Raw genomic sequence first — 13,338 nt, 5'->3', positions numbered from 1 at the left:
GACTAGGTCCCGTCCGGGCGGATCCACCCGCGGCGGGCGGCGTAGGCCACCACCTCCGCCCGGTTGCGCAGGTGGAGCTTATCCAGGATGTTCTTGATGTGGTACTTGACGGTGTTTTCGGAGATGCGCAGCCGTGCCGCGATCTCCCTGTTGCTGGCGCCCAGGCTGACGGCCCGCAGGACCTCCATCTCCCTGTCGGTCAGTTCGTCGGGTCCCGGCCGCTCGGCCGGTCTCTTCCCGCGGCGGAACTCGTCCAGAATGCGGCCCGCCAGGCTCGGCGACAGCGGCGCCTCACCGCGGTCGATGCCCGCCAGCAGGTCGAAGAACTCCTCGGCCTGCAGGTTCTTCAGCAGGTACCCGTGGGCACCGCTGCGGAGGGCCTCGAACAGGGTGCGGTCGTCGTCGGAGACGGTGAGCATCACCACCTTGGTGTCGGGCAGGTGCGCCTTGATGGCCCGCGTGGCTTCCAGTCCGTCCACGCCGGGCATGGCGACGTCCATGAGGACCACGTCGGGCCGCAGGCGGAGGGCGGCCTCCACGGCCTCCCGCCCGTCGGCGGCCTCCCCCACCACCTCTACGCCCCGCGCCTCCAGCAGGCTGCGGATTCCGTCCCGGAACAGCGCATGGTCATCCGCCAGCAGGACGCGCACGACCATCCCTCCCCGGGGCCGGGAGGCGGACCTCCACCGTGGTGCCGCCGCCGGGCACCGACCAGACGCGCAGGGCGCCGCCGATGGCCGACGCCCTCTCCCGCATCGACTCGAGCCCCATGCTCACGCCGCCGGCGGCGCCCGCCCCGGGATCGAACCCCACCCCGTCGTCGGACACGCGGACCACCAGGTCGTCGCCATCCCGGGCGCAGTGCACCCACGCCCGCCCGGCGCGGGCGTGCTTGCGGACGTTGGTGAGGGCTTCCTGGACGATGCGGATCAGGTGGAGCTGGGCGGCGGCGGGCAGGCCGTCGAGGGCATCGGCCGCGTCGAGGGCGAGGTGGACGGGAAGGCCGCTCATCTCTCCAAAGCGCCGGACGTATTCCTCCAGCGCCTGGCGCAGCCCGCGGTCGGGAGCGGGGGCGATCCGCAGGCTGAGAATGGCCTCCCGCAGGTCCGCGTACACCTGGCGCGCCGCCTCCTCCAGCTGGGACAGGTGGCGGCGGGCATCGTCCAGCCGCCCGGCCTCCACCAGCGCCCGCACCGCCTGCGCCTTGGTGTTGACGTAGCCCAGGACCTGGCCCACGTGGTCGTGCATCTCCCGGGCGATCCGCTCGCGCTCCTCCAGCACCGCCACCGACAGCAGCCGTTCCTGCAGTCGGGCGTTCTCCTCCAGGGAGCGCAGCAGCCGGGTGCGCATCGTCTCGAAGCTGGCCCCCAGCTGGCCGATCTCATCGCTGCGGTGAATGTCCACGGGACTGGCCAGATCCCCCGCCGCGATCCGCTCGGCGGCGCGGGTCAGGGCCCGCAGCGGCGCGCTGACGGCGCCGGTATCGAGCCACGCAAAGATCAGGGCGGCCGCCAGGACCAGCACCTCGAAGACGATGATGCGGTCCCGCAGGCGCCGCAGAGGTCCGAACGTCTCGCGGTCGTCCTGCCCGACCCCGATGCCCCACGGGACGCCTGGCACCGGCGCGAAGGCCATCACGTGCAGTTCCCGGCCGCCCCGGGAGGTGACGACCTTCTCGGCCGGGGCCACGAGGGGACGACCGGCGGAGATCAGGCGCGCGAAGAACTCCGGATGCTCCTCCCGGGTGAACAGATCCGCCTGACGCGTGCTGGCCAGGACGGTGCCATCTCTGTCCACCACCACTGCGTGGCCGGTCAGCCCCTGGGCGAGGCCATCCACGAAGGCCCGCAACACCGGGCCGCCCAGATCGATGCCCCCGACCACCGCGCCGGTGACGGTCCCCTCCGAGGAGACCACGGGCACGACCAGGAAGACCGCCGCCGCATCGCCCGCCCGCACCACGGAGGTGACCCCCCGCCGGCCCGTGCGGGCGACCTCCAGGATCCGGGGTGCGCCGGCCTCCAGCATGCGCGGGATCACCGCGCCGGCCCGGAGCCCGCCCCGGGCGTCGAGGACCCCCACGCCTCCGGAGAACAGGTCCGCGGCGGACAGCATCGGCAGGTCCCGCCGGAGGTCCGGCGTCTCCCGGGAGGCGGCGCGGGCGGCGATCTGATCCAGCTGGCTCCAGCCCTGGGCGATCCGCGCGCCGAGGTGGGCAGCCACAGTCCGGGCCATGGCCAGCCTCTCCTCCAGGACCCGGTCGGTGGCCGCCTGCACCATGACCAGGCCCATCACGCCCAGGGGGGCGGTGGCCGCCAGAACTCCCACGGCCACCAACACCATGATCCTGCCCCGCAGCCCCATGGGCATCGCCTCACCAGGCCTGCATTCTCCACTCTATGTGCGCGCTGTGCCGCCTGTCATCGGGCAGAGAACCGATACGGCGACGGCTGAGCGCCCGAGCCCGCCGGCAGGCGCGGGGCCCCCCCGGGGCCGAAATTCCAAAAGCGCGGGTATTCCGCCCGCAGGGGGTGAGGACGATGGCAGCCCGCGAGGTGCCGGAGCGACGGATCGTGGAGGATCCCCCGTTCGTGCAGGTGATGTTCAACACCACCCGGTACGCCTGGCTGTGGGCGCTGGTCCGGGTGTGGCTGGGCTGGCAGTGGATCGACGCCGCCCGCCACAAGATCGGCGTCGAGGCCTGGACCGGCACCGGGGCGGCCCTGAAGGCCTTCTGGGAGCGCGCCATCCAGGTGCCCCCGCCCCCGGCCCGCCCGCCGGTGGCCTTCCCCTGGTACCGCGCCTTCCTCCAGTGGCTGCTGGACATCCAGGCCTACACCTGGTTCGCCAAGCTGGTGGCCTACGGCGAGCTGCTGGTGGGGGTGGCCCTGGTCCTGGGCGCGTTCGTGGGGATCGCCGCCTTCGTGGGCGGCTTCATGAACTGGAACTTCATGATGGCGGGCACGGCCAGCACCAACCCGCTGCTGTTCACCGCCGCCGTCCTGCTGATCCTGGCGTGGAAGGTGGCCGGCTCCTACGGCCTGGACCGCTGGCTGCTGCCCCTGCTGGGCACCCCCTGGAGGCCCGGGAGGCTGTTTGGCAGACCCGCGGACTGACGGAACCCCGGCAAGAATCGGGCGGCCGTCTGATCGACCTGCCGGAGGTCGGCGGCCACCATAACAACTGATGAGCAGGCAGTCCCCTCACCAGCGGCGCGCGGCGCGGCCTCCGGGTCCGTCGCCCGACGTGTGGCTGACAGCCCTCGCGGGCCTGGGAGTCCTCCTCAGCGGCTACCTGCTGTACGCCCGCGCGGCCCACGCGCCGGTGTACTGCCCTCTGGGCGGCGGGTGCGACGTGGTGCAGTCCAGCCGGTACGCCGCCGTCTTCGGCTTGCCGGTGGCCTTGCTGGGACTTGTCTATTATGCCGCGCTCTTCGTTCTGGGAGCGCGCCCGGCGCCGCCGAAGCGGCGGTGGTCCCTGGCGGTGCCCCTGGCGGGGGTGGGAGTGGGGGCCTCGGCGGTCTTTGTGGTCGTCCAGCAGACGGTCCTCCGGGTGACCTGCAGTCTGTGCCTGCTGTCCGCCCTGCTGACGCTGGCCCTGCTCGCCTACCTCGTCATCCGTCAACCGGCCGCAGCCCCCAGCCGCAGCTGGGCCTGGGCCGGCGGGACGGCGCTGGCCGCGGCCGTCTTCCTGGTGGCCGGGTATGCGGCTTCCGCACCTGTGTCCGCCGACCAGTCCTATGCCGCCGGCCTGGCGCGCCACCTGGCGGCCACGGGGGCGAAGTTCTATGGAGCATACTGGTGCCCGCACTGCGAGGACCAGAAGAGGATGTTCGGGGAGGCCGCCGCCCTGCTGCCCTACATCGAGTGCGACCCTCGCTCCCCTCAGGGCCGGCCCGACCTCTGCGCCGCGGCCGGCATTCGGGCGTATCCCACCTGGGACATCGGCGGGCGGCGCTATGAAGGCGTCCTGTCGCTTGAGGACCTGGCCGCCCTCAGCGGCTACCCGCAGGAGAGGGGCCGGTAGGCCCAACCGCATCCCCCTCTCCCCGTCGGGGAGAGGGCCGGGTGAGGGATATACGGTGCACGCCGGATGGCCACCCTCACCCACGTCGGCTAGGTTGGATGTCGGAGGCGAGTGCCGATGACCCACGCCGAAAGTTCCGTGAGCGACGTCCCCCCCAAGCAGGCTCCGCAGGACTTCGCCGCCATCTGCGGCCTGTACTGGGAGGGCAGCGCCTGGTACGAGGCCCTGGCCGCCACCTGCGGGACCCAGGGTGAGGCCGGGCTGGAGAAGATCTGCCCCGTCTACTCCTGCGCCAAGGAGCACCGGGTGGAGCACTGCGGGCTGTGCCCGGAGTTCCCCTGCCTGCTCCTGGTGCACTTCGCCGCCCAGAGCCGGGGCGACGACATCCGGATCTTCTCCGCCGCCCGGCGGGCCGAACTCGGGGACGAGGTGTGGGCCGCGTGGGCCCGCCAGCAGAGGATGTGGCGGGACGCCTACTGTCCCCTGCGCACCCTGCAGGTGCAGAAGACGTAGGCGTCCGTCCCGCGCTCAGTGGCAGGTCGCTGCCTTCCGGGCGTGCCGCAGCGCCCGCACCATGAGGGTGATCCCGGCCGCGTTGGCTCCGAGACTGACCACGATCACCGGGACCCTGTAGGCCGTCAGGAACGCCGCCGCGCCCGCCAGCCCCACAAACGGCACCACGTCGGACAGGTGGTGCAGGCAGCAGGCGACCATGGCCGCAGTGGACGACGCCGTACCCCCCGCGGACACGGCGGCGACCCCCCCGCCCCCGTGCGCGACCTGCCGGACGTGCCGGTACAGGCCCACCTGGATTCCGAACCCCGTGGCCACCAGCACCAGGAAGACGGCGTCGGCGCGCCACTGGGCCACCAGGTGCGACCAGGACCGGGACGCCAGCGCGATGATCAGGCTGTACGCGGTCGCCAGCCCGACCGCCGCCGCCGCGCCGGCCACCAGCGGCCGGTGAGCCTGCCGCCCCGTCCGGATCGGAATGGCGGCCGTCACGGCAGCCACCGGAAGGTCCGAGCCGCTACGCCGCCGACGGCCCGGATCACCAGGTCGGCCGGAAGGTCCACCCGAGGAAAGATCAACGCGCCCAGGCGGTGGTGACTGCTCTCGGCAATCCCCTCCCACCGCACCGGCGCGTACGTCTTCCCGGCGGCGACGAGCTCGGAGAGGGCGGCCATGTCGTAGCCGCTCAGATCCCCGGCGTGGGTGTCCAGGGACACCAGGAAGATCGTGTAACGGTCCAGGGGATAGCGACCGAGAAGAGTCCGGGCGGCGGACGGGACGGCGTCCGGGCTCAGGTGGACGACCTGGATCTGCACTCCCCCCCACCCCGCATCCCGCAGCGCGTGGCCATCGCCCACCCGCCGTTCCACCATGTGTGACCGGTCCGGTCCGGCCGGTCCCGCCCCCCACGCCGGCAGGCCGGCCAGCACAACCGCCGCGGCCACCGCGGCGCTCCCGCACAGGCGCACGACAGATCGGCGGTTCATCTCTCCTCCCTCCCCTCGGCCCCCGTCGGCGACGCGGGAGCGGTCGGGGCCTCGGCGGCGGGCAGCGCAAACCCGAACGTGCTGCCGCGACCCACCTGGCTGCGGACCCACACCCGCCCGCCGTGGGCCTCCACCAGGTGCTTGACGATGGCCAGTCCCAGCCCCGCCCCCCCGCTGCTGCGCGAGCGCGAGCGATCCACCCGGTGGAAGCGGTCGAAGACGTAGGGCAACTCGGAGGCCGGGATGCCCACGCCGGTGTCGGCGACCTCGACCCACACCTCGGAGCCCTGGCGGCGGGCCGCCACCGCGATGCGCCCGCCCGCCTCGGTGTAGCGGACGGCGTTGGCCAGCAGGTTGTGCAGCACCTGGGAGATGCGCTCACGGTCGGCGGGCACCGTCAGGGGTCCGTCGGCGGCGGACGTCAGAACGACGCCTTTTTCCTCGGCCGCGGGCCGGGTCACGTCCACCACCTGTCGGATCACCTCGGCGAGATCCACCAACTGCCGGTCCAGCGGCAGCCGTCCCTGCTGGGCCAGGGTGAGATCCCGCAGGTCCCGGACCAGGCGGGCCAGCAGCTGGATCTGGGTGTGCAGGGCGGCCAGCTTGGCGGGCGTGGGCTGCACCACGCCGTCCAGCATGCCTTCCACGTTGGCCTGAAGCGCGGCCAGGGGCGTTCCCAGCTCGTGGGCGATGTCGGCCAGCAGCCGGCGGCGGTCCTCCTCGCTGCGGTGGATCTCGGCCACCATGGCGTTGAAGGTCCGCGCCACCTCGCCCAGCTCGTCGTCGGACTCCACCTCCACGTGGGCCGTCAGGTCCCCCCGCGCCACCCGCCGGGCGGCTTCGGCCAGGCGCCCCAGGGGCCGGGTCAGCTGGCGCGCGGTCAGGGTGCCCACGGCCACCGCCACCACCAGCCCCAGGATGGCAGCGGTCCAGATGGCCCGGCGCACCCCCCGGAGAAACTCCTGCTCGGGCGCGCCCATCATGGCCCGCATCATCGCCTCCATGCCGGGCATCGTGCGCATCATCGGGCTGTGCCGCAGGTAGAGGGCGAACCGCTGGGCCGTCAGGCGGGCGGTCACCACCCCCACCACCGCCACCGACAGCCAGGCCACCAGGACCAGGACCAGGATGAGCCGCCCCCGGAGACTACGCATCGGACTCCTCCCGGCCGCGCTCGGGAGGCCTGGCGGCTGCGGAGGCTACCTCGTCGGCGAACCGGTACCCCACCCCGTGCACCGTCAGGATGTAGCGGGGCCGGCGCGGGTCGGGCTCCAGCTTGCGTCTCAGGTTCTTGATGTGGGCGTCCACAGTGCGCTCGTAGCCTTCGAAGGCGTAGCCCTGCACCTGGTCGATGAGCTGCATGCGGGTGAACACCCGTCCGGGGTGGCTCGCCAGCACGTGCAGGAGCCGGAACTCGGTGGGCGTAAGCGTCACCGGAATCCCGCTCCGGCGCACCTCCATGCGGGTCGGGTCGATCTCCAGGTCGTGGACCCGCACCGGCTCTGCCGCCGGCTCACCGCCCCGGGCGCGGCGCAGGACCGCCCGTACCCGGGCCACCACCTCCCGGGGAGAGAAGGGCTTGGTGATGTAGTCGTCGGCGCCCAGCTCCAGGCCCACGAGCTTGTCCACCTCGGCGCTGCGGGCGGTGAGCATGATGATGGGGGTGGTGCCCTGCTGGCGGATGCGGCGGGTGATCTCCCACCCGTCCAGACCCGGCAGCATCAGGTCCAGCAGCACCAGGTCGGGGCGCAGGCGGGCATACTCGGCCAGCGCCCGATGCCCGTCGCCGGCCACCGCCACCGTGTACCCGTCCTTTTCCAGGTACTGGCGGAGGGCATCGGCGATCTCGGGCTCATCTTCCACCACAAGCACCACCCGCCGGCCCATGGTCCACCACGCTCCTGCGGCCTCCGGGAGACGCGGCCGTCACGCCGGTCTCCCGGAGGCCGGAGGGCCTACTGCAGCGTCTTGCGCAGTTCCTCGTACTGCTCGCGGGTGATCTCCCCACTGGCCAGACGGCGCCGCAGGATTTCCAGCGCCTCGTCGGACCGGCTCTCCCGGCGCGTCAGCGCCAGGACCACCAGCACAATGCCGGCCAGCACCAGCAGCATACCCATCAGTCCCCACCCCCCTCCCCAGGGGCCCCATCCCCAGCGGCCCATCATGCCCGGACCCATCCACCCGCAGCAGCCTCCCCACATCCCCATCCCCACCACGGAGAGCAGGGCCAGGCCGCCCAGGACGGCCAGCACGACCAGCGCCAGATCCCGTCCGCTCATCGCCCATGTCCCTCCTCAGAACTCCTTCTCCCGGACGAACGTCCCGTGCCAGGTGTGATACCAGACCTGGCCGGTGAAGGCGTTGACGCTGAGCATGCCGACGGTCCGGCCGGCGCGCTCCACGTCGAAGGTGAAGTACCCGTAAAACGCCGCTCCGTGCTCGTCGGGAGTCAGCCCCGGGTAGGCGGCCTGCAGGAACCGGGCGGCGATCTCCCGGGCCCGTTCCATGGTCAGAGGCTCCCCGGCCTGCGGCGGCACTCCACCCGGAGCGCCCCACCCGCCGCGCCATCCCGGACCCATCATACCCCAGCCGCCCATCATGCCCCAGCCGGCTCCGCCCATGTGGCCGTACTTGAGGTTCCACATCATGTTGGGACCGGGCTCGGGACGCACGACGCCGTTGCGCTCCACGATCAGCTCCATGGCGCCCCGCCCCGTGCTGCGCTCCACCACCTGCACGTAGAAGTGGTTGCTGAACTCCATGACCTCCCTGACCGCCAGGTCGGGATACCCCCAGGCTGCCAGCACCTGGCGGACCCGCTCCGCCGCCCCATCCAGGTCCACGGGCCCGGTTGCGGCCGGAGTTCCGGCTCCCCAGCATCCCCATCCCCCGCCCCACCGGGGCTGGCTGAGGGCCGGCAGGGCCAGCCCGGCGGCCAGCAAGACCACGCCGGCAGCAATGTACAGGTGTCTCCCAGACATGTTCATCACCCTCCTCCTTCTCCGCGTGCTTGGGCGCGCCGCCCTCCGGACCTTACGCTAGCCTCCCGCCGCGAAACGGCCGTGAAGCGTGCATGAAGAATGTGTGAACACCCCTTTCCGCCTATCTCTGCCGATGGGCAGGGACCATGGGATCGAGAGCCTACGGGGCGGACGGGCCGCGCAGGTGGATCACGGACGACAGGAGGTGATCGGCCAGGGCGGCCACATCATCAAGGGTCAGCGTTCCCTCGGCCCGCTCGTCGCCCACGCGGGCCACCACCGGCCCGGCCGGGGGCGGACGGTCAGAGGCCACACCCGCCCGGCGGACCTCGATCTTGGGGAGGGCAGACTGGCTGTAGCCTTCCACCAGCACCACGTCGGCGTCGGCCACCAGGTCCAGCAGCGCCTCCAGGGCGGGCTCGCCGCCAGACCGAATCACTACCGCCGCCTTGCCCGGACCGGCGATGGCGGCCACCTCGACCCCGGCCTGCCAGAACCGCCAGGTGTCGGTGCCGGGCCGGTCGATCTGAAAGCCGTGGGCGTCGTGCTTGACAGCCGCCACACGCAGGCCGCGGCGGCGCAGCTCGACCGCCAGCCGCTCGATCAGGGCCGTCTTGCCCGCCCCCTTCGCGCCCACCACAGCAACCACGGACGGTGCCGGAGCGTCGGAGCCAGTCGTGGGCGCGCCCAGCAGCTGGAGGCGAACCCGTTCGCCCCGCTCCAGGCCGGCGCAGCCCTCGTCCACCAACAGGAGGGCGTTGGCGTCGCTGACCGAGCGCAGGGCCGCCGTGCCCTGTCCCCGCAGCGGGTACACCACCAGGCGCCCGCCTCGCTCCTCTGCCCGCGCCCACAGGAAGCGCCGGCGGCCCGGACGCACCCGCACCGGTTGCGCCAGCCGCCCGACCAGGACCGGCCGGTGGACGTCCCGGCAGCCCATCATCCGGCGCAGGGCCGGCCGCACCAGTTCCTCGAACGCCACCATGGCGGCTCCCGGGGTACCCGGCAGGCCGAACACGGGTGTGGCGCCGGACATCCCGAAGGCAGCGGGAGCACCCGGCTTCATGGGCACCCGCCAGAACACCACCTCCACCCCGGCGAGGCGCATCGCCTCCTTGACGACGTCCCGCTCGCCCACCGACATCCCCCCGCACACGATGACGGCGTCGGCCGCAGCAACAGCCTTCAGGACTGCGGCCACCCGCAGGGGGTCGTCGGGGATCACGCCCACCCGTCGAGGGAGCGCACCGGCTTCGGCCACGGCTGCCGCCAGGGCGAACGTGTTGCTGTCCCGCACCTGGCCGGCATCCGGCGACCGGCCGGGCTCGACAAGCTCGTCGCCGACCGCCAGGACGGCCACCCGGGCCCGCCGGACCACCGGAACGCGCGCGATGCCCAGAGCAGCCAGCAGGCCCACCTGGCCCGCCCGCAGCACCGTCCCGGCCCGCACGACGACCTCCCCCCGGCGGGCATCTTCTCCGGCTGGGAAGACGTGCGCTCCTGTTGCGGCGGGCGCGGTGACGATCACTTCCTGATCGGTGAGCGTTACCTGCTCCAGGGGGATCACCGCATCGGCCTGCGGAGGCAGGACGGCGCCGGTGGCAATGCGCACCGCACCCCCCGGAAGGAGGGGTCCCGGGATCTGCCCGGCAAAGATGGAGCCGATCACCGGCAGCGTGACGGGCCGCTCAGGTGAGGCCGCGGCCACGTCGGCCGCCCGGACGGCGACGCCGTCCATGGCAGCCCGGGGAAACGGCCACAGGTCCGTCGGCGCTGTGATGTCCTCGGCCAGCACCCGCCCGGCCGCATCAAGCAGGTCCACCTCCTCGGCCGGCAGCCGGCTGACGCGCCGGCAGATCGCCGACCAGGCCTCCTCCACGGACGCCGCCTGGGGGGGCAGGATCACGGCGCCTCCCCTCCCGCCGGAGCGCGCCGGGCCGAAGCCAGCAGGCGCTCGGCCCGCAGCGCGTCCTCCGGGGTGTTGACGTTGAAGAACAGGACCTCCGGGTCACCGGTCTCCCGCACCTCGGTCTCCTCCACGAAGCGCACCGCCGGGCCCATGGACCTGACGAAGTCCTGCACCGATCCCCCGGGCAGGCGCAGCGCGCGCTCCATGGCCCCCGCGCATCGGACGTCATACACGCCCACCAGGGGCTCCACGCGGCCGCGCCAGCGCGGGACCGTCACCAGCCATCCGGGGCTCGCGGCAACCAGCAGCGCCAGGACTTCCGGGGTCAGCAGCGGCATGTCCACCGGGATCACCAGCACCCGCCCTCGGCCGGCGGCCCGCAGACCCGTATACAGACCGGCCAGGGGGCCGCGTTCCTTAACCTCGTCGGCCACCACCCGGGCGGAGGTCGTTTGCGCGGTCTCGTTTCGGGTGACCACCATCAGATCGTCCACCAGCGGCCGCAGCACTCCCAGGGCCCGCTCCAGCAGCGTCAGCCCGCCTATCCGCATGACACGCTTGTCGGCCCCCATGCGGACCGATCGCCCCCCGGCCAGAACCACCCCCACCAGGGGATCTCTGCCCGCACCAACGGTCGGCGGCTCACGCCTCCACAGGGCCATCGACGGCTCCGGGCAGCCCGCGGCAGTCCGCGCAGTACCGCGAGATCACCTGCACGGTCTCCGGATGCGACGCCAGGGCTGCGGCGATCCGGCGCAGCATGCCCGCCGGTGCGATCGGCCGGTGGCAGCGTGCGCACCGGGGAGCGCGGTCGGTGGCCACCGGCACCTTTCCGGCGGCCAGGGCTGCGGGGCTGGTGGTCTGCCGCAGCCGCAGCACGCCCGGCTCGGGGCAGACCGGTACGCAGTGACCGCACGCCACGCACCGGTCCGGATCAAAGGTCAGGGACAGCTGGTCCTCGGCGGCGTGCACTGCAAGGGCGTCGGTCGGACAGGCGGTGGCACACGCTCCGCACAGCGTGCAGCCGTCCTTCACCTCCACCACGCCCAGGGGAGAGAAGGGGTGGGTCACGTCGGGAGCCGCACCGCCGACCAGGTGCAGGATCGTCTGCCCGGTCGCCAGGTGCCTGAATGGTTCCCGGGGAGAGGACCGGGGCGGGCGGACCTCCGGCCGGACCTCCAGCGCCTCGGCCAGCGCGGCCGGATCTTGGGGCAGCAGACGCACCGCTTCCGGGTGGTGGCCCGTCTGCTCCAGCAGCGCGCGGCAGAACTCCACCCTCCCCCGCACCAGGCTGCGCTCGCCCGGGACGGCCCTGTCCGGACAGGGCAGCACCCCCACCGCCACGCCGCGGCTCACCAGGGCCAACAGCCATCCGCCGGAGACCATCTCGACGCAGGGGACCTCCAGGGGGATCCACGGCGCGGGATACCCACCCCGGCGGTGCACCAGGTCGTGCAGGGGGGAGTCTGCGTGGGCGCACAGGACAAGGACCGCCGGCCTGGACGAGGCGGAGGCATCTGCCAGTGCGTCGGCCAGCGCGTGCACCTCGTGGGCCATCCACCCCGGCAGGTGCACGGCATCGTGGGGACACGCGGTCACGCAGATCCCGCAGCCGGTGCAGCGAAGTGCGTCCAGGGCAACCGACCCGTCCTGCACCTGCAGCGCCCGGTGCGGGCAGGCCCACTCGCACAGGGTGCAGCCCTCCTCCGCCCGACACAGATCCTCCCGGACCGCCGGCACGTACCGGTACTCCAGCACCGACAGGGTCAGCAGGGACCTGCGACTGAGGGTGCGGGGAGGGACGGGCACGTGCTGCTGGGCGAGGCTCCCGGCGAATGCGCGGGCCCGCGCGGCCGCGCCGGCCAGCAGGACCACGGCCTTGCGGGCGGCATCCGGAGGGCGGTGGGCCCGTGCGGCGTAGGTACCCAGGTCCACCACCTCCACCCCGGCGGGGTCCAGCCCGGCCCGTCGGACCGCGGCCTGCAGGTCCGCCCGGGAGGCGGGCCGCCGGCACAGCCCCACCACCGCCCGAGAGGCGCCGCTCCGGGCCAGATGTTCCTGCAAGCCCCGCGGCGCCTCACACAGCCCCCTGACCACCTGGAGTGTGACAGGCGGCGCCGCCGTGGCAGCCCACCGGCGGATCTCCTCGACGGGCAGGGCCCAGCGGGTCTGCAGGTGGTCGCACAGAAAGACCGCCACGGTCGCAGCGCCCGTGCGGGCCCCGCTCATGATTCCCCACCCTCCTCGCCCCTGGAGCCGCCGGCTCCGGCGCGCACCAGCACCTGTAGCCACGCCAGGTCGTGCCGCACCAGGTCGGCGGCGCAGGAAACGATCCCGGCATACACTCCCACCGGATCCCTCCGGGCAATGTCAGTGCCGAGGGCGGGAAGCCACCCCCCCAGGTGGTCGCGGAGAAACCGCTGCTCCCGGGCCAGCACCTCCGCCGCCCCGGAGGGGGACCGCCACGCGGCCGCCTCGTGGGCACACAGGAGGGCCGCACACTCCAGTTCGACGGTCAGGTGGTCCGGGGGCAGCCCTCCCGCGGGATCCACCGCCACCCCCATAGCCGCGTAGGCGCGCTCAACGGCGGCCAGCACCCGCGGGATGTCTTCGGGAGAGCGCGACCGGTAGTACGACTCACAGGCAGGACGGCCGCCTGATCCGTCCAGTCCGAACACCCGGACGTACACGGTCTGGAGGGTCAGGAGATCCGTGTCGGCCAGGACCTCCAGCAGGCGCACCAGCCGGGAGGCGGGATCGCCCTGCGCCAGGCCTGCCAGCGCGGCGACCCGCCGCCGCAGGAGGGTTGGGGCGCCGGCCAGCGATGCCAGCCGACTGTCGTCAGGAGGCTGAAGAGCCTGCGCCAGTGCCTGGTACACCCGGGCCCGCGCCCGGGCCACCGCCGGCACCCCCATGGGTTTTCCTC

General features: G+C 73.1%; 15 protein-coding genes. 3 read left to right on the top strand and 12 right to left on the bottom strand.

The window, feature by feature from the left end:
- Positions 1–2: 2 nt before the first annotated feature.
- Together RB150_09795 and RB150_09790 are read right to left on the bottom strand one after the other, a co-directional pair.
- A complete protein-coding gene (locus tag RB150_09795) occupies positions 3–656 on the bottom strand; it encodes a response regulator transcription factor (protein MDQ7820827.1) in 654 nt (217 codons plus the stop codon).
- A complete protein-coding gene (locus tag RB150_09790) occupies positions 628–2,364 on the bottom strand; it encodes a HAMP domain-containing protein (protein MDQ7820826.1) in 1,737 nt (578 codons plus the stop codon). The genes RB150_09795 and RB150_09790 overlap by 29 nt, the downstream gene beginning before the upstream one ends.
- Positions 2,365–2,540: 176 nt before the next feature.
- On the opposite strand from RB150_09790, the gene RB150_09785 reads away from it, so the two are divergent.
- From RB150_09785 to RB150_09775, 3 genes are all read left to right on the top strand, one after another.
- Entirely contained in the window at positions 2,541–3,116 is a 576-nt protein-coding gene (locus RB150_09785) for a DoxX family protein (protein MDQ7820825.1), read from the top strand.
- Between the two features lie 70 nt (positions 3,117–3,186).
- Entirely contained in the window at positions 3,187–4,026 is an 840-nt protein-coding gene (locus RB150_09780; GenBank protein MDQ7820824.1) for a vitamin K epoxide reductase family protein, read from the top strand.
- 117 nt (positions 4,027–4,143) lie between these two features.
- Positions 4,144–4,539 carry a DUF3795 domain-containing protein gene (locus tag RB150_09775; protein ID MDQ7820823.1) on the top strand — a complete coding sequence of 132 codons (396 nt, stop codon included), beginning with the start codon at positions 4,144–4,146 and terminating at the stop codon, positions 4,537–4,539.
- Between the two features lie 15 nt (positions 4,540–4,554).
- Here the strand turns inward: RB150_09775 and RB150_09770 are convergent, their stop codons facing one another.
- The 10 genes from RB150_09770 to RB150_09725 all read right to left on the bottom strand — a co-directional run bounded on the left by RB150_09770 (position 4,555) and on the right by RB150_09725 (position 13,327).
- Positions 4,555–5,040, bottom strand: coding sequence for a hypothetical protein (locus tag RB150_09770; protein MDQ7820822.1), 486 nt, complete (start codon positions 5,038–5,040; stop codon positions 4,555–4,557).
- Entirely contained in the window at positions 5,028–5,525 is a 498-nt protein-coding gene (locus RB150_09765) for a hypothetical protein (protein MDQ7820821.1), read from the bottom strand. Before RB150_09765 ends, RB150_09770 begins: the two co-directional genes overlap by 13 nt.
- Positions 5,522–6,679 carry an ATP-binding protein gene (locus RB150_09760; protein MDQ7820820.1) on the bottom strand — a complete coding sequence of 386 codons (1,158 nt, stop codon included), beginning with the start codon at positions 6,677–6,679 and terminating at the stop codon, positions 5,522–5,524. Before RB150_09760 ends, RB150_09765 begins: the two co-directional genes overlap by 4 nt.
- The gene (locus tag RB150_09755) at positions 6,672–7,412 is read right to left on the bottom strand and encodes a response regulator transcription factor (GenBank protein ID MDQ7820819.1); all 741 of its coding nucleotides are present in this window, start codon (positions 7,410–7,412) and stop codon (positions 6,672–6,674) included. Before RB150_09755 ends, RB150_09760 begins: the two co-directional genes overlap by 8 nt.
- 68 nt (positions 7,413–7,480) lie before the next feature.
- A complete protein-coding gene (locus RB150_09750; protein MDQ7820818.1) occupies positions 7,481–7,804 on the bottom strand; it encodes an SHOCT domain-containing protein in 324 nt (107 codons plus the stop codon).
- Between the two features lie 15 nt (positions 7,805–7,819).
- Entirely contained in the window at positions 7,820–8,506 is a 687-nt protein-coding gene (locus RB150_09745; protein MDQ7820817.1) for a hypothetical protein, read from the bottom strand.
- A gap of 160 nt (positions 8,507–8,666) precedes the next feature.
- Positions 8,667–10,409, bottom strand: coding sequence for a molybdopterin-guanine dinucleotide biosynthesis protein B (gene mobB, locus RB150_09740; GenBank protein MDQ7820816.1), 1,743 nt, complete (start codon positions 10,407–10,409; stop codon positions 8,667–8,669).
- On the bottom strand, positions 10,406–11,074 hold the full coding sequence (locus RB150_09735) for a molybdenum cofactor guanylyltransferase (protein MDQ7820815.1): 669 nt from the start codon (positions 11,072–11,074) through the stop codon (positions 10,406–10,408). Before RB150_09735 ends, mobB begins: the two co-directional genes overlap by 4 nt.
- Positions 11,055–12,641 carry a 4Fe-4S binding protein gene (locus tag RB150_09730; protein ID MDQ7820814.1) on the bottom strand — a complete coding sequence of 529 codons (1,587 nt, stop codon included), beginning with the start codon at positions 12,639–12,641 and terminating at the stop codon, positions 11,055–11,057. Before RB150_09730 ends, RB150_09735 begins: the two co-directional genes overlap by 20 nt.
- Positions 12,638–13,327 carry a molecular chaperone TorD family protein gene (locus RB150_09725; GenBank protein MDQ7820813.1) on the bottom strand — a complete coding sequence of 230 codons (690 nt, stop codon included), beginning with the start codon at positions 13,325–13,327 and terminating at the stop codon, positions 12,638–12,640. Before RB150_09725 ends, RB150_09730 begins: the two co-directional genes overlap by 4 nt.
- Positions 13,328–13,338 lie beyond the last annotated feature (11 nt).

It is taken from the genome of Armatimonadota bacterium, from assembly GCA_031081675.1.
GTDB lineage: Bacteria > Sysuimicrobiota > Sysuimicrobiia > Sysuimicrobiales > Kaftiobacteriaceae > Calidihabitans > Calidihabitans tengchongensis.
The sequence above is the reverse complement of the archived record's forward strand: the minus strand, read 5'-3'. Positions and strand labels throughout refer to the sequence as shown.

Bases quoted from the DNA above. Each gene is read 5' to 3' on its own strand.
- RB150_09795 (MDQ7820827.1), bottom strand. From the start codon at position 656: ATGGTCGTGCGCGTCCTGCTGGCGGATGACCATGCGCTGTTCCGGGAC.
- RB150_09765 (MDQ7820821.1), bottom strand. From the start codon at position 5,525: ATGAACCGCCGATCTGTCGTGCGCCTGTGCGGGAGCGCCGCGGTGGCC.
- RB150_09755 (MDQ7820819.1), bottom strand. From the start codon at position 7,412: ATGGGCCGGCGGGTGGTGCTTGTGGTGGAAGATGAGCCCGAGATCGCC.
- RB150_09730 (MDQ7820814.1), bottom strand. From the start codon at position 12,641: ATGAGCGGGGCCCGCACGGGCGCTGCGACCGTGGCGGTCTTTCTGTGC.
- RB150_09735 (MDQ7820815.1), bottom strand. From the start codon at position 11,074: ATGGCCCTGTGGAGGCGTGAGCCGCCGACCGTTGGTGCGGGCAGAGAT.
- RB150_09780 (MDQ7820824.1), top strand. From the start codon at position 3,187: ATGAGCAGGCAGTCCCCTCACCAGCGGCGCGCGGCGCGGCCTCCGGGT.
- RB150_09785 (MDQ7820825.1), top strand. From the start codon at position 2,541: ATGGCAGCCCGCGAGGTGCCGGAGCGACGGATCGTGGAGGATCCCCCG.
- RB150_09775 (MDQ7820823.1), top strand. From the start codon at position 4,144: ATGACCCACGCCGAAAGTTCCGTGAGCGACGTCCCCCCCAAGCAGGCT.
- RB150_09760 (MDQ7820820.1), bottom strand. From the start codon at position 6,679: ATGCGTAGTCTCCGGGGGCGGCTCATCCTGGTCCTGGTCCTGGTGGCC.
- RB150_09750 (MDQ7820818.1), bottom strand. From the start codon at position 7,804: ATGAGCGGACGGGATCTGGCGCTGGTCGTGCTGGCCGTCCTGGGCGGC.
- RB150_09745 (MDQ7820817.1), bottom strand. From the start codon at position 8,506: ATGTCTGGGAGACACCTGTACATTGCTGCCGGCGTGGTCTTGCTGGCC.
- RB150_09725 (MDQ7820813.1), bottom strand. From the start codon at position 13,327: ATGGGGGTGCCGGCGGTGGCCCGGGCGCGGGCCCGGGTGTACCAGGCA.
- RB150_09790 (MDQ7820826.1), bottom strand. From the start codon at position 2,364: ATGGGGCTGCGGGGCAGGATCATGGTGTTGGTGGCCGTGGGAGTTCTG.